This window comes from Salmonella sp. SAL04157, from assembly GCF_046551635.1.
GTDB classification, from domain to species: Bacteria; Pseudomonadota; Gammaproteobacteria; order Enterobacterales; family Enterobacteriaceae; genus Salmonella; species Salmonella enterica.
Genome location: NZ_JBGDVS010000006.1, coordinates 1 through 20914, shown reverse-complemented (window position 1 = coordinate 20914; position 20914 = coordinate 1). Strand labels below are relative to the sequence as shown.

Below are 20914 nucleotides of genomic sequence, written 5' to 3'. Positions count from 1 at the left end.
GTTCACCTCTGTAACCGAAGTCTTAAGGGAATAATAAGAACAGCATGTGGGCGTTATTCATGATAAGAAATGTGAAAAAACAAAGACCTGTCAATCTGGATCTACAAACGATTCGGTTCCCCATCACAGCGATAGCGTCCATTCTCCATCGCGTATCCGGTGTGATTACTTTCATCGCAGTCGGCATACTACTGTGGCTACTGGGCACCAGCCTCTCTTCTCCGGAAGGATTCCAGCAGGCCGCCGACATTATGGACGGCTTCATCGTTAAATTTATCATGTGGGGCATCCTTACCGCGCTGGCGTATCACGTCATCGTGGGAATTCGTCACATGTTAATGGATTTTGGCTATCTGGAAGAAACATTCGAAGCGGGTCAACGCTTTGCCAAAATCTCTTTTGTTATCACTGTCGTGCTTTCACTTCTCGCAGGAGTCCTCGTATGGTAAGCAACGCCTCCGCATTAGGACGCAATGGCGTACATGACTTCATCCTGGTCCGTGCTACCGCTATCGTTCTGACGTTATACATCATCTACATGGTGGGTTTTTTCGCCACGAGCGGCGAACTGACCTTTGAAGCCTGGACCGGTTTCTTCTCATCGGCCTTCACCAAAGTCTTCACCCTGCTGGCGCTTTTTTCCATCTTGATTCATGCCTGGATCGGCATGTGGCAGGTGTTAACCGACTACGTTAAACCACTGGCAGTGCGTCTGATACTGCAACTCGTTATTGTTGTTGCGCTGGTGGTTTACGTCATCTATGGATTTGTTGTGGTGTGGGGTGTGTAATGAAACTGCCAGTCAGAGAATTTGATGCTGTTGTGATTGGTGCCGGTGGCGCAGGTATGCGCGCGGCGCTGCAAATTTCCCAAAGCGGCCAAACCTGTGCGCTGCTCTCGAAAGTCTTCCCGACCCGTTCCCATACCGTTTCCGCGCAGGGCGGTATCACCGTGGCGCTCGGCAATACCCATGAAGATAACTGGGAATGGCACATGTACGACACCGTTAAGGGGTCGGACTACATTGGTGACCAGGATGCCATCGAATATATGTGTAAGACCGGACCGGAAGCGATTCTGGAACTGGAGCACATGGGGCTACCGTTCTCCCGTCTTGATGATGGACGTATCTATCAGCGCCCGTTCGGCGGCCAGTCGAAAAACTTTGGCGGCGAGCAGGCGGCACGTACCGCGGCAGCGGCTGACCGTACCGGTCACGCCTTGCTACATACGCTGTATCAACAGAATTTGAAAAACCACACCACGATTTTCTCCGAATGGTATGCGCTGGATCTGGTGAAAAACCAGGATGGCGCGGTGGTGGGGTGTACCGCACTGTGCATCGAAACCGGTGAAGTGGTGTACTTCAAAGCCCGCGCGACGGTGCTGGCGACCGGCGGCGCAGGCCGTATCTACCAGTCCACCACCAACGCTCATATCAATACCGGTGACGGTGTCGGTATGGCGCTGCGTGCCGGTGTCCCGGTGCAGGACATGGAAATGTGGCAGTTCCACCCGACCGGTATCGCCGGGGCGGGCGTGCTGGTGACAGAAGGCTGCCGCGGCGAAGGCGGTTACCTGCTGAACAAACACGGCGAGCGCTTTATGGAGCGTTATGCGCCGAACGCCAAAGACCTGGCGGGTCGTGACGTGGTGGCGCGTTCCATCATGATCGAAATCCGTGAAGGTCGCGGCTGTGATGGTCCGTGGGGGCCGCACGCTAAACTGAAACTGGATCACCTGGGTAAAGAGGTGCTGGAATCTCGCCTGCCGGGTATCCTGGAGCTGTCCCGCACATTCGCCCACGTTGACCCGGTGAAAGAGCCGATTCCGGTTATCCCGACCTGCCACTACATGATGGGCGGTATTCCGACTAAAGTGACCGGTCAGGCGCTGACCGTGAACGAGCAGGGCGAAGATGTGGTGATTCCGGGGCTGTTTGCGGTAGGCGAAATCGCCTGTGTATCGGTTCACGGCGCCAACCGTCTGGGCGGTAACTCACTGCTGGATCTGGTGGTCTTTGGCCGTGCGGCGGGGCTGCATTTACAGGAATCCATCGCCGAGCAGGGCGTGCTGCGCGACGCCAGCGAGTCTGACGTTGAAGGTTCTCTGGAGCGCCTGAATCGCTGGAACAATAACCGCAATGGCGAAGATCCGGTGGCTATCCGCAAAGCGTTGCAGGAGTGTATGCAGCATAACTTCTCCGTATTCCGTGAAGGCGACGCGATGGCGAAAGGGCTTGAGCAGTTGAAAGTGATCCGCGAGCGTCTGAAAAACGCCCGTCTGGATGACACGTCCAGCGAGTTTAATACCCAGCGTGTTGAGTGTCTGGAGCTGGATAACCTGATGGAAACTGCCTACGCCACTGCCGTATCAGCCAACTTCCGAACGGAAAGCCGCGGCGCGCATAGCCGCTTCGATTTCCCGGAGCGTGATGATGCCAACTGGTTGTGTCATACCCTGTATCAACCGCAAACGGAATCCATGACGCGCCGAAGCGTCAATATGGAACCGAAACTGCGTCCGGCGTTCCCGCCGAAGATTCGTACTTATTAATTGCGGAGACAGGATGATGAAACTCGAATTTTCGATTTATCGTTATAACCCGGATGTCGATAACGCTCCGCGTATGCAGGACTACACCCTGGAAGGCGAAGAAGGGCGTGACATGATGCTGCTGGATGCGTTAATCCAGCTTAAAGAAAAAGATCCAAGCCTTTCTTTCCGCCGTTCCTGCCGCGAAGGCGTGTGTGGTTCTGATGGTTTGAATATGAACGGTAAGAATGGTCTGGCCTGTATTACCCCTATTTCGGCGCTGACTCAGCCGGGTAAGAAGATTGTGATTCGCCCGCTACCCGGTTTGCCGGTGATCCGCGATTTGGTGGTAGACATGGGGCAATTCTACGCACAATATGAGAAGATTAAGCCTTACTTATTGAATAATGGGCAAAATCCACCGGCTCGTGAGCATCTGCAGATGCCGGAGCAGCGTGAAAAACTCGATGGGCTGTATGAATGTATTCTTTGCGCCTGTTGCTCAACATCCTGCCCGTCATTCTGGTGGAACCCGGATAAGTTTATCGGTCCGGCGGGGCTGCTCGCGGCGTATCGATTCCTGATCGATAGTCGTGATACCGAGACCGACAGTCGTCTGGAAGGGATGAGCGATGCATTCAGCGTATTCCGCTGTCACAGCATTATGAACTGCGTCAGTGTATGTCCTAAGGGACTGAACCCGACGCGCGCTATCGGCCATATTAAGTCGATGCTGTTGCAGCGTAGTGCGTAAGTAGTTGTAGTGGTTGCCGGATGGCGACGTACCGTCTTATCCGGCCTACGGGTTACGTATTCTGTAGGCCTGATAAGCCAGGCGCCATCGGGCAATAGAAGTGCAGGAAACCTCTAAAAACTGCCATATGATTAGTAATAATCGAGATGTTCAGAGCGAGACAAGGCGCGGTCTGAACGAATCTTCGGGAGCATAGTTAACTATGTGACCGGAGTGAGCGAAGGCCGCAACGCAGTCGTAGCCTGAACAGCGAAGATTATTAGACAGTTTTTAAAGGTTCCTTAGCGGACGCAGATGACACGACAGTCCGCAACAAGTGAACCCCGGCACGCATACAGCGTATGCGTGGTTAGTATCCACGGCGAAATACTCGTCATAGATCACGTTGCATGTGCGTTGGCTGCACTTGCTCACCCCGGTCACTTACTGGATGTAAGCTCCCAGGGATTCGCAAGCTTGCCGCCTTCCTGAAACGTGACCTATTTAGAGTATTAAATAAGCAGAAAAGATGCTTAAGGGATCACGATGCAGAACAGCGCTTTGAAAGCCTGGTTGGACTCTTCTTACCTCTCTGGTTCGAATCAGAGCTGGATAGAACAGCTCTATGAAGACTTCTTAACCGATCCTGACTCGGTAGACGCTAACTGGCGTTTGACGTTCCAGCAGTTACCTGGTACCGGAGTCAAACCGGATCAACTCCATTCAAAAACACGTGAATATTTCCGGCGGCAGGCGTTGGCTGGCTCACGTCACTCTTCTACGATTTCCGACCCTGACACCAATGTGAAGCAGGTTAAAGTCCTGCAGCTTATCAACGCTTATCGTTTCCGTGGCCATCAGCATGCAAACCTCGATCCGCTGGGACTGTGGAAACAAGAACGCGTGGCGGATCTGGATCCTTCTTTCCATGATTTGACCGAGGCCGATTTCCAGGAAACCTTCAATGTCGGCTCCTTTGCCAGCGGCAAAGAGACGATGAAGCTGGGCGAGCTGCTCGACGCGCTCAAACAGACCTACTGCGGCCCGATTGGCGCTGAGTATATGCACATCACCAGCACCGAAGAGAAACGCTGGATCCAACAGCGCATCGAATCCGGTCGCGCGGCCTTTAGCGCTGACGAGAAAAAACGCTTCCTGAACGAGCTGACCGCCGCTGAAGGGCTGGAACGTTATCTGGGTGCCAAATTCCCGGGTGCGAAACGTTTCTCGCTCGAGGGGGGAGATGCGCTGATACCCATGCTGAAAGAGATGGTTCGCCATGCGGGTAACAGCGGCACTCGCGAAGTGGTGCTGGGGATGGCGCACCGCGGTCGCCTGAACGTGCTGATCAACGTACTGGGTAAAAAACCGCAGGATCTGTTCGACGAATTTGCCGGTAAGCATAAAGAACATCTGGGTACCGGCGACGTGAAGTATCACATGGGCTTCTCGTCAGATATCGAAACCGAAGGCGGTCTGGTTCACCTGGCGCTGGCGTTTAACCCATCGCATCTGGAAATTGTGAGCCCGGTGGTGATGGGCTCCGTGCGCGCCCGTCTGGACAGACTGGACGAACCGAGCAGCAACAAAGTGTTGCCGATCACTATTCACGGCGACGCCGCGGTGACCGGCCAGGGCGTGGTTCAGGAAACCCTGAACATGTCGAAAGCGCGCGGTTACGAAGTGGGCGGTACGGTACGTATCGTTATCAACAACCAGGTGGGTTTCACCACCTCTAACCCACTGGATGCGCGTTCAACGCCTTACTGCACCGATATCGGTAAAATGGTCCAGGCGCCGATTTTCCATGTCAATGCGGACGATCCGGAAGCCGTAGCTTTTGTGACCCGTCTGGCGCTGGACTTCCGTAATACCTTTAAACGCGATGTGTTCATCGATCTGGTGTGCTACCGCCGTCACGGCCACAACGAAGCCGACGAGCCAAGCGCAACCCAGCCGCTGATGTACCAGAAAATCAAAAAGCATCCGACGCCGCGTAAAATCTATGCCGACAAACTGGAAGCTGATAAGGTCGCAACGCTGGAAGATGCCACCGAAATGGTCAACCTCTATCGCGATGCGCTGGATGCAGGCGAATGCGTGGTGAAAGAGTGGCGTCCGATGAATATGCACTCGTTCACCTGGTCGCCGTATCTAAACCACGAATGGGATGAAGCATACCCGAACAAGGTAGAAATGAAGCGCCTGCAGGAGCTGGCAAAACGTATCAGCACCGTGCCGGAAGCCATTGAAATGCAGTCTCGCGTGGCGAAAATTTATGGCGACCGTCAGGCAATGGCGGCAGGCGAGAAATTGTTTGACTGGGGCGGCGCGGAAAATCTGGCTTACGCCACGCTGGTCGATGAAGGCATTCCGGTGCGCCTGTCCGGGGAAGACTCCGGTCGCGGCACCTTCTTCCATCGTCATGCGGTGATCCACAACCAGACGAACGGCTCAACGTATACGCCGTTGCAGCATATTCACAGCGGTCAGGGACAGTTTAAAGTCTGGGACTCCGTGCTGTCTGAAGAAGCGGTACTGGCTTTTGAATACGGTTATGCCACGGCGGAACCACGTACCCTGACTATCTGGGAAGCGCAGTTTGGCGATTTTGCCAACGGCGCGCAGGTAGTGATTGACCAGTTCATCTCCTCCGGCGAGCAGAAATGGGGCCGGATGTGCGGTCTGGTGATGCTGTTGCCGCATGGCTATGAAGGGCAGGGGCCGGAGCACTCCTCCGCGCGTCTGGAACGTTATCTGCAACTTTGCGCCGAGCAGAATATGCAGGTTTGCGTGCCGTCCACCCCGGCGCAGGTCTACCATATGCTGCGCCGTCAGGCGCTGCGCGGGATGCGTCGTCCGCTGGTGGTGATGTCGCCGAAATCGCTGCTGCGTCACCCGCTGGCGGTTTCCACGCTTGATGAACTGGCGAACGGTTCCTTCCAGCCGGCCATTGGCGAAATTGACGAGCTGGACCCTAAAGCCGTAAAACGCGTGGTAATGTGTTCTGGTAAGGTTTATTACGACCTGCTGGAACAACGGCGCAAAAACGACCAGAAAGATGTCGCTATCGTGCGCATCGAACAGCTCTATCCGTTCCCGCATAAAGCGGTGCAGGAAGCGCTGCAACCATACGCTCACGTCCATGATTTTGTCTGGTGCCAGGAAGAGCCGCTCAACCAGGGCGCATGGTACTGCAGTCAGCATCATTTCCGTGAAGTGATTCCGTTTGGGGCCGCTCTGCGTTATGCAGGTCGCCCGGCCTCCGCCTCTCCGGCGGTAGGGTATATGTCCGTTCACCAGAAACAGCAACAAGATCTGGTTAATGACGCGCTGAACGTCGATTAAATAAAGGATAAATAATGAGTAGCGTAGATATTCTTGTTCCCGACCTGCCTGAGTCCGTAGCGGACGCGACCGTCGCCACCTGGCATAAAAAACCGGGCGATGCGGTTGTTCGTGACGAAGTGCTGGTAGAAATCGAAACTGACAAAGTGGTACTGGAAGTACCGGCATCAGCGGACGGCATTCTGGATGCGGTTCTGGAAGAGGAGGGGACGACTGTCACCTCTCGCCAGATCCTGGGTCGCCTGCGTGAAGGCAACAGCGCGGGTAAAGAGACCAGCGCGAAATCTAAAGAGAAAGCGTCTACGCCGGCACAGCGCCAGCAGGCGTCGCTGGAAGAACAAAACAACGATGCGCTCAGCCCGGCGATCCGTCGCCTGCTGGCTGAACACAATCTGGAAGCCAGCGCCATTAAAGGCACTGGTGTGGGTGGGCGTCTGACCCGTGAAGATGTGGAAAAACATCTGGCGAAAGGCGAGTCTAAAGCACCCGCTGTTGAACCTGCAGCACAACCCGCTCTGGGCGCGCGCGGCGAAAAACGCGTGCCAATGACCCGCCTGCGTAAGCGCGTGGCCGAGCGTCTGCTGGAAGCGAAAAATTCCACCGCCATGCTGACGACCTTCAATGAAGTCAACATGAAGCCGATTATGGATTTGCGTAAGCAGTATGGCGAAGTGTTTGAAAAACGTCATGGTATCCGCCTGGGCTTTATGTCCTTCTACGTGAAAGCGGTAGTGGAAGCGCTGAAGCGTTATCCGGAAGTGAACGCCTCTATCGACGGCGATGACGTGGTGTATCACAACTACTTTGATGTGAGCATGGCGGTGTCTACGCCGCGCGGCCTGGTCACGCCGGTCCTGCGTGACGTGGATACGCTGGGCATGGCTGACATTGAGAAAAAAATTAAAGAACTGGCTGTCAAAGGCCGCGACGGCAAGCTGACCGTAGAAGACCTGACCGGCGGTAACTTTACCATTACCAACGGCGGCGTATTCGGTTCGCTGATGTCTACCCCGATCATCAACCCGCCGCAGAGCGCGATTCTGGGAATGCATGCTATTAAAGACAGGCCGATGGCGGTGGATGGCAAGGTAGAAATCCTGCCGATGATGTACCTGGCGCTCTCTTACGATCATCGCCTGATCGATGGTCGCGAATCCGTGGGCTTCCTGGTCACCATCAAAGAGTTGCTGGAAGATCCGACCCGTCTGCTGTTGGACGTGTAGTCAGCAAGAGCATCACCTGCTACCTGTAGGCCGGACAAGGCGTTCACGCCGCCATCCGGCGATGGTGTAATGCCTGATGGCGCGCAGCTTTCAGGCCTACAGGTCTAAAGATAACGATTACCTGAAGGATGGACAGAACACATGAACTTACATGAATATCAGGCAAAACAACTTTTTGCCCGCTATGGCTTACCGGCGCCGGTGGGTTATGCCTGTACTACTCCGCGTGAAGCCGAAGAAGCCGCGTCTAAAATCGGCGCCGGCCCGTGGGTAGTGAAATGTCAGGTTCACGCTGGCGGCCGCGGCAAAGCGGGCGGTGTGAAGGTAGTAAAAAGCAAAGAAGAGATTCGCGCCTTTGCGGAAAACTGGCTGGGCAAACGTCTGGTGACCTACCAAACAGACGCTAATGGCCAACCGGTAAACCAGATTCTGGTTGAAGCGGCGACCGACATCGGCAAAGAACTGTACCTCGGCGCGGTGGTTGACCGTAGTTCTCGTCGCGTGGTCTTTATGGCGTCTACCGAAGGTGGCGTAGAGATCGAAAAAGTTGCGGAGGAAACCCCGCATCTGATCCATAAAGTCGCGCTCGATCCGCTGACCGGCCCGATGCCGTATCAGGGACGGGAACTGGCGTTCAAACTGGGTCTGGAAGGTAAACTGGTGCAGCAGTTCACCAAAATCTTTATGGGCCTGGCAACCATTTTCCTTGAGCGCGACCTGGCGCTAATCGAAATTAATCCGCTGGTGATCACTAAGCAGGGCGATCTGATTTGCCTCGACGGCAAGCTGGGCGCTGACGGCAACGCGCTGTTCCGCCAGCCGGATCTGCGTGAAATGCGTGACCAGTCTCAGGAAGATCCGCGTGAAGCGCAGGCGGCGCAGTGGGAACTGAACTACGTCGCGCTGGACGGCAACATCGGTTGCATGGTGAACGGCGCGGGCCTGGCGATGGGCACCATGGACATCGTTAAGCTGCATGGCGGCGAACCGGCTAACTTCCTTGACGTGGGCGGCGGCGCAACCAAAGAGCGCGTCACCGAAGCGTTTAAAATCATCCTCTCGGATGACAACGTGAAAGCGGTTCTGGTTAACATCTTCGGCGGTATCGTCCGTTGTGACCTGATTGCCGACGGTATCATCGGCGCGGTGGAAGAAGTGGGCGTTAACGTTCCGGTGGTGGTGCGTCTGGAAGGCAACAACGCTGAACTCGGCGCGAAGAAACTGGCTGACAGTGGCCTGAATATTATTGCAGCGAAAAGTCTGACGGATGCAGCTCAGCAGGTTGTTGCCGCAGTGGAGGGGAAATAATGTCCGTTTTAATTAATAAAGATACCAAGGTTATCTGCCAGGGCTTCACCGGTAGCCAGGGGACTTTCCACTCCGAACAGGCGATTGCTTACGGTACGCAGATGGTCGGCGGCGTAACGCCGGGCAAAGGCGGCACCACGCATCTGGGTCTGCCGGTGTTCAACACCGTGCGCGAAGCGGTAGAAGCTACCGGTGCGACCGCATCCGTTATCTACGTGCCGGCGCCGTTCTGCAAAGACTCCATTCTGGAAGCGATCGACGCAGGCATCAAACTGATTATCACCATCACCGAAGGTATTCCGACGCTGGATATGCTGACCGTGAAAGTGAAGCTGGACGAAGCGGGCGTACGCATGATCGGCCCGAACTGCCCAGGTGTGATCACCCCGGGCGAATGCAAAATCGGCATCATGCCGGGTCACATTCATAAGCCGGGTAAAGTGGGTATCGTTTCCCGTTCCGGCACGCTGACCTATGAAGCGGTTAAGCAGACCACCGACTACGGTTTCGGCCAGTCCACCTGCGTGGGTATCGGCGGCGACCCGATTCCGGGCTCTAACTTCATCGACATCCTGAAGCTGTTCCAGGAAGATCCGCAGACTGAAGCGATCGTGATGATCGGCGAGATCGGCGGTAGCGCAGAAGAAGAAGCGGCGGCTTATATTAAAGACCACGTGACCAAGCCGGTTGTTGGCTATATCGCGGGTGTTACCGCGCCGAAAGGCAAGCGCATGGGCCACGCTGGCGCCATCATTGCCGGTGGTAAAGGCACTGCGGATGAAAAATTCGCCGCGCTGGAAGCCGCGGGCGTGAAAACCGTTCGCAGCCTGGCCGATATCGGCGAAGCGCTGAAAGCAATTATAAAATAAAACTCGCTGTTCCTGCGGGAACAGATAAATGTCCGTTTTCGACATGGTTGGCCACCTTTACGGTGGCCTTTTTTATGGCTTTATTGTTTGTGGCAAAGTACGGGTGAAGCATCCGGGATATAAAATTATTGGCTTTGTAAATATTGAACTATAGGAAAATGATGCCTCATTAAAAAAACATGGTGGAGTCTAAAAATAATTGATAATAACCGTCTGGCAGCGGCAGTAAATTTACTCAGTTTGCTGGTTAACTCTTTTTCAGCAAATACAGATGCTGTCTTAGTGAAAGACCTGCCGACCTCACTGGAGACGGATTATGCGCTTTCCGCCATGAAAAAAACGCATCGCAGCATTACACTATGTTGACGCTAACCTCTATAGTAAATTGACGCTTGACTCTGTGGCCGCGCATGTTTGCCTGAGCGCGAACTACATGTCTCCTCAGATGTATCGCGCTTACACAGACTGCTTGTTTAATGGCAGAATAAAACAGCTATTTTAATCATAAGAGTACCGACATTATTTCCATGAAGTATTAAAGATATCGTTTAATAAATTATATGAACTTTTGCTGGTTAAAAGAGGTTAACTTTAAAAATTATTAAGAACTTATTGACACTATTCGTTCGTGATTAATCATGTTTAAAGGGTATTTATGGCTGCGAATAAACAGAATTATCACTATGAGTGACGTAGAAATTGAGGGTGAATCTGTGAAGGTGATAACAGAATCTTCGCTATAATAATTATAGAGAGGTAAATACGGTGTTATTGAAATAAAAAAAGTAGCGAATAAAATGTTTGTTTCTGGTTATCTGGAAAGCTTATTAGCGATAATTAAGGCGATAACCTGGCAAGATGATCCTGGCCGTTAGTCGTCGGGAAAGGGAAGTTGGGGCAGGGTAATCCCGGTGGGATGATGGCGCGTGTGCAATGAGATAGTTTCTTTGCGGTGTTAATTATAAGTAAAATAAAAATAGACTAAATGTATAAAATAATAAGTGTTGATAACCTACAGAAAAAATCTGTGAGCTATTTAGCAATAATTGAACATCAATGTGGAATGTTTTTTACTGGATGAGGGGCAGTAAAAAACGCACAAAATGTTTAGCCTTACCGAATAAGCCTCTTTTTACAGGGGGTTTGAAATTACTCTTTGCAAAAACAAAAAGTTAACAAAAAATTCACCATGCATTCAATGAATAAACATTATTAACATTAACTTCAAAAATTGATTTTAATCAATATTTAAATGTTGGAAAAGAGCATCAAAACTGGTTAAATTGTCCGTGATCAAATTCCCTGAAAAGCGATAGATTAGCCATAAATTGATCGCTGTCGAAAAAAGCAAATCTGACCCACTAAAAACCTGTTTATTGTAAGGGTTTTACGGCGTAATATATTTGCGGGATCAATTTGGGTTTTTTATTAACATGTTTGTAACCTTTCATCATTACTGTTTCCTTCCCGAGGGGATAGTACGATGGAAGGCCGCAAATAAATTTGTATTGGGGCATGCGTGTGACCCTTTCTAACGGGGTTCACTCTCGGAGTCTTCATGCGATGAGCAAGGAGTCATGATGTTAGATATAGTCGAACTGTCGCGCTTACAGTTTGCCTTGACCGCGATGTACCACTTCCTGTTTGTGCCGCTAACGCTCGGTATGGCGTTCCTGCTGGCCATTATGGAAACGGTATACGTCCTTTCCGGCAAACAGATTTATAAAGATATGACCAAGTTCTGGGGCAAGTTGTTTGGTATCAACTTTGCTCTGGGTGTGGCTACCGGTTTGACCATGGAGTTCCAGTTCGGGACAAACTGGTCGTACTACTCCCACTATGTTGGGGACATCTTCGGTGCGCCGCTGGCCATCGAAGGTTTGATGGCCTTCTTCCTCGAATCCACCTTTGTAGGTCTGTTCTTCTTCGGCTGGGATCGTCTGAGTAAAGTTCAGCATATGTGCGTCACCTGGCTGGTGGCTCTGGGGTCCAACCTCTCCGCGTTGTGGATTCTGGTAGCGAACGGCTGGATGCAAAACCCAATCGCTGCGGATTTCAATTTCGAAACCATGCGTATGGAAATGGTGAGCTTCTCTGAACTGGTGCTGAACCCGGTAGCACAGGTGAAATTTGTTCACACTGTGGCGTCCGGCTATGTCACCGGCGCGATGTTCATCCTCGGTATCAGCGCTTACTACATGCTGAAAGGTCGTGACTTCGCCTTTGCTAAACGCTCCTTTGCTATTGCCGCCAGCTTCGGTATGGCTGCCGTACTGTCCGTTATCGTACTCGGCGACGAATCCGGTTACGAAATGGGCGACGTGCAGAAAACCAAGCTCGCTGCGATTGAAGCCGAATGGGAAACGCAACCTGCTCCGGCCTCCTTTACCCTGTTCGGTATTCCTGACCAGGACAAACAGGAAAACCATCTGGCGATTCAGATCCCTTATGCGCTCGGCATTATCGCTACGCGTTCCGTGGACACGCCGGTTATTGGCCTGAAAGATCTCATGGTTCAGCATGAAGAGCGTATCCGTAACGGGATGAAAGCCTATGAACTGCTGGAGCAGCTGCGCGCCGGTTCTACCGACCAGGCCGTTCGCGACCAGTTTAACAGCATGAAGAAAGATCTCGGTTACGGCCTGCTGCTGAAACGCTATACGCCTAATGTGACTGACGCGACCGAAGCGCAGATCCAGCAAGCGACGAAAGATTCCATTCCTCGCGTTGCGCCGCTGTACTTCGCTTTCCGTATCATGGTGGCGTGCGGCTTCCTGCTGCTGGCGATCATCGCACTTTCCTTCTGGAGCGTGATTCGTAACCGCATCGGTGAGAAAAAATGGCTGTTGCGCGCGGCGCTGTACGGTATTCCACTGCCGTGGATTGCGGTTGAAGCAGGTTGGTTCGTCGCCGAATATGGTCGTCAGCCGTGGGCGATCGGCGAAGTGTTGCCGACAGCCGTGGCGAACTCATCGCTGACCGTGGGCGATCTGCTGTTCTCCATGTTCCTGATTTGCGGCCTGTATACCCTGTTCCTGGTGGCAGAATTGTTCCTGATGTTCAAATTTGCACGCCTTGGCCCAAGCAGCCTGAAAACCGGTCGCTATCACTTTGAGCAGTCCACCGTGACTTCTCAGCCGGCACGCTAAGACAGGAGTCGTCAAATGATCGATTATGAAGTACTACGTTTTATCTGGTGGCTGCTGGTTGGCATTTTGCTAATTGGTTTCGCTGTCACCGATGGGTTCGACATGGGGGTGGGGATGCTCACCCGTTTCCTCGGTCGTAACGACACCGAACGTCGAATTATGATTAACTCTATCGCCCCACACTGGGACGGTAACCAGGTGTGGTTGATCACCGCGGGCGGTGCGTTGTTTGCTGCCTGGCCGATGGTTTACGCTGCGGCGTTCTCCGGTTTCTATGTGGCGATGATCCTGGTGCTGGCGTCTTTGTTCTTCCGTCCGGTCGGTTTTGATTACCGTTCCAAGATTGAAGACCCGCGCTGGCGCAACATGTGGGACTGGGGCGTGTTCATCGGTAGCTTTGTGCCGCCGCTGGTGATTGGCGTGGCCTTTGGCAACCTGTTGCAGGGCGTACCGTTCCATGTAGATGAGTATCTGCGTCTGTACTACACCGGTAACTTCTTCCAGTTGCTGAACCCGTTTGGTCTGCTGGCGGGTATCGTAAGCGTAGGGATGATCATCACGCAGGGGGCGACTTACCTGCAAATGCGCACCGTTGGCGAACTGCACCTGCGCGCGCGCGCCACCTCGCAGATTGCGGCGCTGGTGACATTAGTGTGCTTTGCGCTGGCGGGCGTTTGGGTAATGTATGGTATTGATGGTTATGTCGTGACATCCGCGATTGACCATCATGCCGCCTCTAACCCGCTGACTAAAGAAGTGGCGCGTGAAGCTGGCGCCTGGCTGGTGAACTTTAATAATGCTCCGATCCTGTGGTTGGTTCCGGCTCTGGGCGTGGTTCTGCCGCTGCTGACTATCCTGACTTCCCGTATGGAGAAAGGCGCGTGGGCATTCCTGTTCTCTTCGCTGACGTTGGCCTGCATTATTCTGACGGCGGGTATCGCTATGTTCCCGTTTGTGATGCCGTCCAGCACGATGATGAATGCCAGTCTGACCATGTGGGATGCGACATCCAGCCAGATGACGCTGAACCTGATGACCTGGGTTGCGGCGGTGTTCGTACCGATCATTCTGATCTACACCAGCTGGTGTTACTGGAAAATGTTCGGTCGTATCACTAAAGAACATATTGAAAGCAACACCCACTCTCTGTACTAAGTAAGGAGCTTAAAATGTGGTATTTCGCATGGATTCTGGGAACGCTTCTTGCCTGTGCATTCGGGATCATTACCGCCCTGGCGCTTGAGCACGTTGAAGCGGGTAAAACCGGTCAAGAAGAAAGCTAATGACCCATATTATCGCAAAACTGTATGCGGTAATGGACAAGCGCCCGTTAAGGGCGCTTTCCTTCGTGATGGCGATAGTGCTGGCAGGATGTATGTTCTGGGACCCGTCACGGTTTGCCGCCAGGACCAGCACGCTTGAAATCTGGCACGGATTACTGCTGATGTGGGCGGTTTGCGCAGGCATAATCCACGGCGTGGGTTTTCGCCCTGAATCCGTACACTGGCAAGGGATTTTTTGTCCGCTCCTTGCGGATATCGTCCTTATCGTTGGCCTGATTTTCTTCTTCTTGTGAATAAGAAACCTCCTTAAAAATATAGGGGCTTGCATAAGCCCATATATTTTTACTCTCCCTTAACTTCCCCCCATTCCCAAGCCTCATTCCCGCGCGTATAGTAGCAACGTTTAAAAGCTCTACTTTTGTTGCATTACCGGGATGTAAAGTGAATACAAGGCGATATACAACGGCATTCTTGAGGCATTACGGCGGCAAGCGGATGACGCCAACAAAGAGGCTGCAGGGATGAATAAGTATATGTTTCGATGGCCAATTCGAGTTTATTACGAAGACACGGACGCCGGCGGTGTGGTTTATCACGCCAGCTATGTCGCTTTTTATGAAAGAGCGCGCACGGAGATGCTGCGTCACCATCACTTCAGCCAACAGGTGCTGCTGGCGGAGCGGGTCGCCTTTGTGGTGCGCAAGATGACGCTGGAATACTATGCGCCTGCGCGGCTCGACGATATGCTTGAAGTTCAAACAGAAATTACGTCAATGCGTGGCACCGCTTTGGTTTTCACGCAACGCATTGTCAACGCAGAGAACACGCTGCTAAATGAAGCAGAGGTTCTGATTGTTTGCGTTGATCCACTCAAAATGAAGCCTCGTGCGCTTCCTAAGTCTATTGTCGCGGAGTTTAAGCAGTGACTGACATGAATATCCTTGATTTGTTCCTGAAGGCAAGCCTTCTGGTTAAACTTATCATGTTGATTTTGATTGGTTTTTCAATAGCATCTTGGGCCATCATTATCCAGCGAACGCGTATCCTGAACGCCGCTGCGCGTGAGGCGGAAGCGTTTGAAGATAAATTCTGGTCCGGAATCGAACTATCGCGTCTGTACCAGGAAAGCCAGGGGAGACGCGATAGTCTGTCGGGCTCGGAACAAATCTTTTATAGCGGGTTCAAAGAGTTTGTCCGGCTCCATCGCGCCAACAGCCATGCACCGGAGGCCGTGGTAGAGGGGGCGTCGCGTGCGATGCGCATCTCCATGAACCGAGAGCTGGAAACGCTGGAAACGCATATCCCGTTTCTTGGCACGGTAGGCTCTATCAGTCCTTATATCGGTCTGTTTGGCACCGTATGGGGGATTATGCATGCGTTTATCGCCCTGGGCGCGGTGAAACAGGCGACTCTGCAAATGGTTGCGCCGGGTATTGCCGAAGCATTGATTGCCACGGCGATTGGTTTGTTTGCCGCCATCCCTGCGGTTATGGCTTACAACCGACTGAATCAGCGCGTGAACAAGCTGGAACTGAATTACGACAACTTTATGGAAGAGTTCACCGCGATTCTGCACCGCCAGGCGTTTACCGTAAGCGAAAGCAACAAGGGGTAAGCCATGGCCAGAACGCGTGGACGAGGTCGTCGCGAACTTAAGTCCGAAATCAATATTGTACCGCTGCTCGACGTACTGTTGGTGCTGCTGCTGATCTTTATGGCAACCGCGCCGATCATTACCCAGAGCGTGGAGGTCGACTTGCCGGAGGCGAATCAGTCGCAAGCGGTCAGTAGTAACGACGATCCACCGGTCATTATTGAGGTTTCCGGAGTAGGGCAATACAGCGTAGTGGTTGATAAAGATCGAATGGATCAACTGCCGTCTGAACAGGTGATCGCAGAAGTAAAGCGTCATCTGCAGGCTAATCCGAAAACAGTCTTTTTAATCGGCGGCGCGAAAGAGGTGCCGTACGATGAAATAATTAAAGCGCTGAACTTGTTACACAGCGCGGGCGTAAAATCGGTTGGCTTAATGACGCAGCCAATCTGAAGTCTGCGTCCCGTTGGCTTGAAAGACGGCGAGTAACAGGCGAACAGTTTTTTGGGAACCGAGAGTGTCAAAGGCAACCGAACAAAACGACAAGCTCAAACGGGCGATAATTATTTCAGCCGTGCTGCATATCATCTTATTTGCAGTGCTGATCTGGAGTTCGTTTGATGAGCATATAGAGGCTTCTGCCGGCGGCGGCGGCGGTTCCGCTATCGACGCGGTGATGGTCGATCCTGGCGCCGTTGTGCAGCAGTACAACCGTCAGCAGGATCAACAGGCCAGCGCCAGACGCGCGGAAGAAGAGCGTAAAAAGCTGCAACAGCAGCAAGCAGAGGAGCTGCAGCAGAAGCAGGCTGCCGAACAGGAGCGGTTGAAACAACTTGAGAAAGAACGTTTAGCGGCTCAGGAGCAGCAAAAGCAGGCTGAAGAAGCGGCAAAACTGGCACAACAGCAACAGGCCGAAGAAGCGGCGAAAGTGGCGGCGGACGCGAAGAAAAAAGCGGAGGCCGAGGCGGCGAAAGCGGCGGCGGACGCGAAGAAGAAAGCAGAGGCCGAAGCGGCGAAAGCGGCGGCGGATGCGAAGAAGAAAGCAGAGGCCGAAGCGGCGAAAGCGGCGGCGGAGGCGAAGAAGAAAGCGGAGGCCGAGGCGGCGAAAGCGGCGGCGGAGGCGAAGAAGAAAGCGGATGCCGAGGCGGCGAAAGCGGCGGCGGAGGCGAAGAAGAAAGCGGATGCCGAGGCGGCGAAAGCAGCGGCGGACGCTAAGAAGAAAGCGGCTGCCGAAAAAGCGGCCGCCGCAGAAGGCGTCGACGATCTGCTTGGCGATCTCAGCTCGGGTAAGAATGCGCCGAAAACCGGCGGCGGCGCGAAAGGGAATGGTCAGCCATCGAAAGATAGCGGTACATCGGGCGCTAACGGTGGGACGACAGGCGCTGATATCAGCGCCTACGCGAAACAGATTCAGGTCGCCATTCAGAGCCGTCTGTATGATGCGAGCCTGTATCAGGGCAAACAATGTGTCTTGCATATTAGCCTGGCGCCGGATGGCTCATTAAAAAGCATTACGTCTGAGGGCGGCGATCCGGCGCTTTGTCAGGCGGCGTTAATGGCGGCAAAAACCGCGAAAATTCCTAAACCGCCAAGCCAGGCTGTTTATGAGAAAATAAAGGATGCCAAACTAGACTTTAAACTGTAGATACTTTTCTTTATGGAAGTTGGAGCAGTTGAGTTGTTACTGGTCCTGGTGGTTTTGTGTATTTGAGTTTGTTAACATTCTGCTAAATTATCGTGGGTCGCAGGCCCAGGTATGGGAGATATGATGAAGCAGGCATTACGAGTAGCATTTGGTTTTCTGATGCTGTGGGCGGCGGTGCTGCACGCAGAAGTCCGTATCGAGATCACCCAAGGGGTGGACTCGGCGCGACCGATTGGCGTTGTGCCTTTTAAATGGGCCGGGCCGGGCGCTGCGCCTGAAGATATCGGCGGCATCGTGGCGGCTGATTTACGCAACAGCGGTAAATTTAATCCGTTAGACCGGTCCCGACTGCCGCAGCAGCCAGCCACCGCTCAGGAAGTTCAGCCTACCGCATGGTCTGCGCTGGGTATTGATGCCGTCGTCGTTGGACAGGTCACGCCGAATCCGGACGGTTCCTACAATGTTGCTTATCAGCTGGTTGACACTGGAGGTGCGCCGGGGACTGTACTGGCGCAAAACTCTTATAAAGTGAACAAGCAGTGGCTGCGTTATGCAGGCCATACCGCCAGTGACGAAGTCTTTGAAAAACTGACGGGCATTAAGGGCGCGTTCCGTACTCGTATCGCCTATGTGGTACAGACTAACGGCGGTCAGTTCCCGTATGAACTGCGTGTGTCGGATTACGATGGTTACAATCAGTTTGTGGTGCACCGTTCTCCGCAGCCGTTGATGTCTCCGGCGTGGTCTCCGGACGGCTCAAAACTGGCTTACGTGACATTTGAAAGCGGTCGCTCCGCGCTGGTTATCCAGACGCTGGCAAACGGCGCAGTGCGTCAGGTTGCGTCCTTCCCGCGTCACAACGGCGCGCCGGCCTTCTCGCCGGATGGGACGAAACTGGCGTTCGCGTTATCGAAAACCGGAAGTCTGAACCTGTACGTTATGGATCTCGCCTCCGGCCAGATTCGTCAGATAACGGACGGGCGTAGCAACAATACGGAGCCGACCTGGTTCCCGGACAGCCAGACTCTGGCCTTTACCTCTGACCAGGCTGGACGTCCGCAAGTGTATAAAATGAACATTAACGGCGGTGCGGCGCAGCGTATTACCTGGGAAGGTTCGCAAAACCAGGATGCGGATGTCAGCAGCGACGGTAAATTTATGGTAATGGTAAGCTCAAATAACGGGCAGCAGCACATTGCCAAACAAGATCTGGTGACGGGTGGCGTACAGGTTCTGTCGTCAACGTTCCTGGATGAAACGCCAAGTCTGGCACCTAACGGCACGATGGTAATCTACAGCTCTTCTCAGGGGATGGGATCTGTGCTGAATTTGGTTTCTACAGATGGGCGTTTCAAAGCGCGTCTTCCGGCAACTGATGGTCAGGTGAAATCGCCTGCCTGGTCGCCGTATCTGTGATAATAATTAATTGATTACTAAAGGAATTAAAGAAATGCAACTGAACAAAGTGCTGAAGGGCCTGATGATTGCCCTGCCTGTTATGGCAATCGCGGCATGTTCTTCCAACAAGAACGCCAGCAATGACGGTAGCGAAGGCGGCATGCTGAACGGCGCCGGCACTGGTATGGACGCTAACGGCAACGGCAACATGTCATCTGAAGAGCAAGCGCGTCTGCAGATGCAGCAGCTGCAGCAGAACAACATCGTTTACTTCGATCTCGACAAGTACGATATCCGTTCTGACTTCGCGGCAATGCTGGATGCGCACGCTAACTTCCTGCGTAGCAACCCGTCTTACAAAGTCACCGTAGAAGGTCACGCGGACGAACGTGGTACGCCTGAATACAACATCTCCCTGGGCGAACGTCGTGCTAACGCCGTTAAAATGTACCTGCAGGGTAAAGGTGTTTCCGCTGACCAGATCTCCATCGTTTCTTACGGTAAAGAAAAACCTGCCGTACTGGGCCACGACGAAGCGGCTTACGCTAAGAACCGTCGCGCTGTACTGGTTTACTAAGAGAATTGCATGAGCAGTAACTTCAGACATCACCTGTTGAGTCTGTCGTTACTGGTTGGCATAGCGGCCCCCTGGGCCGCTTTTGCTCAGGCGCCAATCAGTAGTGTCGGCTCAGGCTCGGTCGAAGACCGCGTCACTCAACTTGAGCGTATCTCTAACGCTCACAGCCAGCTTTTAACCCAACTTCAGCAGCAGCTCTCCGATAATCAGTCCGATATCGATTCTTTGCGCGGCCAAATCCAGGAAAATCAGTATCAACTGAATCAGGTGATGGAACGCCAGAAGCAAATTATGCTGCAGCTGGGGAGCTTAAATAATGGCGGCGCAGCGCAGCCAGCAGCTGGTGACCAGAGTGGGGCGGCAACCGCTGCGACCTCCGCTCCGGATGCCGGTATGGCAACCTCAGGGGCGCCGGTACAAAGTGGCGATGCGAATACCGATTACAATGCGGCAATTGCGCTGGTGCAGGATAAGTCTCGCCAGGATGATGCGATTGTGGCGTTTCAGAACTTCATCAAGAAATACCCTGATTCTACTTATCAGCCGAACGCCAATTACTGGCTGGGCCAGTTGAATTACAACAAGGGTAAAAAAGATGATGCCGCCTATTATTTCGCCTCGGTAGTAAAAAACTATCCTAAGTCGCCGAAGGCTGCGGACGCGATGTACAAAGTTGGCGTTATCATGCAGGACAAAGGTGATACGGCAAAAGCGAAAGCGGTTTATCAGCAGGTGATTAACAAATATCCTGGCACTGATGGCGCGAAACAGGCGCAAAAGCGCCTTAACGCGATGTAATGCGTACCATGCGACCAGAAAACGCCTTTTTTCTGGTCGCGTCGTGCGATTCCTAAGCAGTTGAGCCCCCTGCGTCGAAATTTTTGTTGCGCTCAAATCTGAAATCAGTAATATATGCCGCCGTTGCCACGGGATATTAAACAACTCGAAAGCAACGTAAAAGTGGGTCGTTAGCTCAGTTGGTAGAGCAGTTGACTTTTAATCAATTGGTCGCAGGTTCGAATCCTGCACGACCCACCAATCGTTCGGTGGAAACGAGAATAAAACGTGAAGGATAACGTTGCATCAGCAACGGCGCCGTAGGGCGAGGCAAAGCCGAGTCATCCTGCACAACCCACCACTAACTTCGGTTAGTCAGTAATATCCAGCGTAGTATCGGGTGATTAGCTCAGCTGGGAGAGCACCTCCCTTACAAGGAGGGGGTCGGCGGTTCGATCCCGTCATCACCCACCAC

General features: G+C 53.1%; 19 protein-coding genes and 2 tRNA genes. All 21 read left to right on the top strand.

The features are described 5' to 3' along the window. The first annotated feature begins 44 nt into the window (after positions 1 to 44). The 21 genes from sdhC (at position 45) to ACLJRE_RS14005 (ending at position 20913) form a co-directional block, all read left to right on the top strand. Positions 45 to 449 (top strand): succinate dehydrogenase cytochrome b556 subunit, encoded by a 405-nt coding sequence (gene sdhC / locus ACLJRE_RS14105; RefSeq protein WP_410957420.1) that lies wholly within the window; start codon positions 45 to 47, stop codon positions 447 to 449. Continuing rightward, positions 443 to 790 carry a succinate dehydrogenase membrane anchor subunit gene (gene sdhD, locus ACLJRE_RS14100; RefSeq protein WP_000254356.1) on the top strand — a complete coding sequence of 116 codons (348 nt, stop codon included), beginning with the start codon at positions 443 to 445 and terminating at the stop codon, positions 788 to 790. The genes sdhC and sdhD overlap by 7 nt, the downstream gene beginning before the upstream one ends. Beyond that, on the top strand, positions 790 to 2556 hold the full coding sequence (gene sdhA / locus ACLJRE_RS14095) for a succinate dehydrogenase flavoprotein subunit (protein ID WP_000775561.1): 1767 nt from the start codon (positions 790 to 792) through the stop codon (positions 2554 to 2556). Before sdhD ends, sdhA begins: the two co-directional genes overlap by 1 nt. A 16-nt stretch (positions 2557 to 2572) precedes the next feature. After that, a complete protein-coding gene (gene sdhB, locus ACLJRE_RS14090) occupies positions 2573 to 3289 on the top strand; it encodes a succinate dehydrogenase iron-sulfur subunit SdhB (protein WP_001537859.1) in 717 nt (238 codons plus the stop codon). 525 nt (positions 3290 to 3814) lie between these two features. Then, complete coding sequence (gene sucA / locus ACLJRE_RS14085) at positions 3815 to 6616, top strand: 2-oxoglutarate dehydrogenase E1 component (RefSeq protein WP_001181500.1); 2802 nt, start codon at positions 3815 to 3817, stop codon at positions 6614 to 6616. A gap of 14 nt (positions 6617 to 6630) precedes the next feature. After that, positions 6631 to 7839, top strand: a complete 1209-nt coding sequence (odhB, locus tag ACLJRE_RS14080; protein ID WP_410957419.1) for a 2-oxoglutarate dehydrogenase complex dihydrolipoyllysine-residue succinyltransferase — start codon at positions 6631 to 6633, stop codon at positions 7837 to 7839. Positions 7840 to 7980: 141 nt separating this feature from the next. After that, entirely contained in the window at positions 7981 to 9147 is a 1167-nt protein-coding gene (sucC, locus tag ACLJRE_RS14075) for an ADP-forming succinate--CoA ligase subunit beta (protein WP_001048590.1), read from the top strand. Further along, positions 9147 to 10016, top strand: coding sequence for a succinate--CoA ligase subunit alpha (sucD, locus tag ACLJRE_RS14070; RefSeq protein ID WP_000114631.1), 870 nt, complete (start codon positions 9147 to 9149; stop codon positions 10014 to 10016). Before sucC ends, sucD begins: the two co-directional genes overlap by 1 nt. Before the next feature lie 1580 nt (positions 10017 to 11596). Continuing rightward, a complete protein-coding gene (cydA, locus tag ACLJRE_RS14065; protein WP_000884369.1) occupies positions 11597 to 13165 on the top strand; it encodes a cytochrome ubiquinol oxidase subunit I in 1569 nt (522 codons plus the stop codon). 15 nt (positions 13166 to 13180) lie between these two features. Beyond that, positions 13181 to 14320, top strand: a complete 1140-nt coding sequence (gene cydB / locus ACLJRE_RS14060; protein WP_000568258.1) for a cytochrome d ubiquinol oxidase subunit II — start codon at positions 13181 to 13183, stop codon at positions 14318 to 14320. Positions 14321 to 14334: 14 nt separating this feature from the next. Further along, the gene (gene cydX / locus ACLJRE_RS14055; RefSeq protein WP_000270278.1) at positions 14335 to 14448 is read left to right on the top strand and encodes a cytochrome bd-I oxidase subunit CydX; all 114 of its coding nucleotides are present in this window, start codon (positions 14335 to 14337) and stop codon (positions 14446 to 14448) included. Further along, complete coding sequence (gene ybgE / locus ACLJRE_RS14050; RefSeq protein WP_000148790.1) at positions 14448 to 14741, top strand: cyd operon protein YbgE; 294 nt, start codon at positions 14448 to 14450, stop codon at positions 14739 to 14741. The genes cydX and ybgE overlap by 1 nt, the downstream gene beginning before the upstream one ends. 228 nt (positions 14742 to 14969) lie before the next feature. Continuing rightward, positions 14970 to 15374: a tol-pal system-associated acyl-CoA thioesterase gene (gene ybgC / locus ACLJRE_RS14045; RefSeq protein WP_001046240.1), complete on the top strand. Its 405-nt coding sequence runs from the start codon at positions 14970 to 14972 to the stop codon at positions 15372 to 15374. Continuing rightward, positions 15371 to 16063, top strand: coding sequence for a Tol-Pal system protein TolQ (tolQ, locus tag ACLJRE_RS14040; protein ID WP_000131318.1), 693 nt, complete (start codon positions 15371 to 15373; stop codon positions 16061 to 16063). Before ybgC ends, tolQ begins: the two co-directional genes overlap by 4 nt. A gap of 3 nt (positions 16064 to 16066) precedes the next feature. Next, positions 16067 to 16495 (top strand): colicin uptake protein TolR, encoded by a 429-nt coding sequence (gene tolR / locus ACLJRE_RS14035; protein WP_000124676.1) that lies wholly within the window; start codon positions 16067 to 16069, stop codon positions 16493 to 16495. A 64-nt stretch (positions 16496 to 16559) separates the two neighbouring features. Then, entirely contained in the window at positions 16560 to 17687 is a 1128-nt protein-coding gene (gene tolA / locus ACLJRE_RS14030) for a cell envelope integrity protein TolA (protein ID WP_410957418.1), read from the top strand. A gap of 123 nt (positions 17688 to 17810) precedes the next feature. Beyond that, positions 17811 to 19103: a Tol-Pal system beta propeller repeat protein TolB gene (gene tolB, locus ACLJRE_RS14025; protein ID WP_001562341.1), complete on the top strand. Its 1293-nt coding sequence runs from the start codon at positions 17811 to 17813 to the stop codon at positions 19101 to 19103. A gap of 34 nt (positions 19104 to 19137) precedes the next feature. After that, positions 19138 to 19662, top strand: a complete 525-nt coding sequence (gene pal, locus ACLJRE_RS14020; RefSeq protein WP_001176621.1) for a peptidoglycan-associated lipoprotein Pal — start codon at positions 19138 to 19140, stop codon at positions 19660 to 19662. 9 nt (positions 19663 to 19671) lie between these two features. Next, entirely contained in the window at positions 19672 to 20460 is a 789-nt protein-coding gene (gene cpoB, locus ACLJRE_RS14015; protein WP_001528827.1) for a cell division protein CpoB, read from the top strand. Between the two features lie 164 nt (positions 20461 to 20624). Beyond that, positions 20625 to 20700, top strand: a tRNA-Lys gene (locus ACLJRE_RS14010). A 137-nt stretch (positions 20701 to 20837) separates the two neighbouring features. Beyond that, positions 20838 to 20913, top strand: a tRNA-Val gene (locus ACLJRE_RS14005). The last annotated feature ends 1 nt before the right edge of the window (position 20914 follow it).

Bases quoted from the DNA above. Each gene is read 5' to 3' on its own strand.
- pal (WP_001176621.1), top strand. From the start codon at position 19,138: ATGCAACTGAACAAAGTGCTGAAGGGCCTGATGATTGCCCTGCCTGTT.
- cydB (WP_000568258.1), top strand. From the start codon at position 13,181: ATGATCGATTATGAAGTACTACGTTTTATCTGGTGGCTGCTGGTTGGC.
- odhB (WP_410957419.1), top strand. From the start codon at position 6,631: ATGAGTAGCGTAGATATTCTTGTTCCCGACCTGCCTGAGTCCGTAGCG.
- cydX (WP_000270278.1), top strand. From the start codon at position 14,335: ATGTGGTATTTCGCATGGATTCTGGGAACGCTTCTTGCCTGTGCATTC.
- sdhD (WP_000254356.1), top strand. From the start codon at position 443: ATGGTAAGCAACGCCTCCGCATTAGGACGCAATGGCGTACATGACTTC.
- sucA (WP_001181500.1), top strand. From the start codon at position 3,815: ATGCAGAACAGCGCTTTGAAAGCCTGGTTGGACTCTTCTTACCTCTCT.
- tolR (WP_000124676.1), top strand. From the start codon at position 16,067: ATGGCCAGAACGCGTGGACGAGGTCGTCGCGAACTTAAGTCCGAAATC.
- cydA (WP_000884369.1), top strand. From the start codon at position 11,597: ATGTTAGATATAGTCGAACTGTCGCGCTTACAGTTTGCCTTGACCGCG.
- sucD (WP_000114631.1), top strand. From the start codon at position 9,147: ATGTCCGTTTTAATTAATAAAGATACCAAGGTTATCTGCCAGGGCTTC.
- tolB (WP_001562341.1), top strand. From the start codon at position 17,811: ATGAAGCAGGCATTACGAGTAGCATTTGGTTTTCTGATGCTGTGGGCG.
- sdhC (WP_410957420.1), top strand. From the start codon at position 45: ATGTGGGCGTTATTCATGATAAGAAATGTGAAAAAACAAAGACCTGTC.
- sdhA (WP_000775561.1), top strand. From the start codon at position 790: ATGAAACTGCCAGTCAGAGAATTTGATGCTGTTGTGATTGGTGCCGGT.
- cpoB (WP_001528827.1), top strand. From the start codon at position 19,672: ATGAGCAGTAACTTCAGACATCACCTGTTGAGTCTGTCGTTACTGGTT.
- sucC (WP_001048590.1), top strand. From the start codon at position 7,981: ATGAACTTACATGAATATCAGGCAAAACAACTTTTTGCCCGCTATGGC.
- ybgC (WP_001046240.1), top strand. From the start codon at position 14,970: ATGAATAAGTATATGTTTCGATGGCCAATTCGAGTTTATTACGAAGAC.
- sdhB (WP_001537859.1), top strand. From the start codon at position 2,573: ATGAAACTCGAATTTTCGATTTATCGTTATAACCCGGATGTCGATAAC.
- ybgE (WP_000148790.1), top strand. From the start codon at position 14,448: ATGACCCATATTATCGCAAAACTGTATGCGGTAATGGACAAGCGCCCG.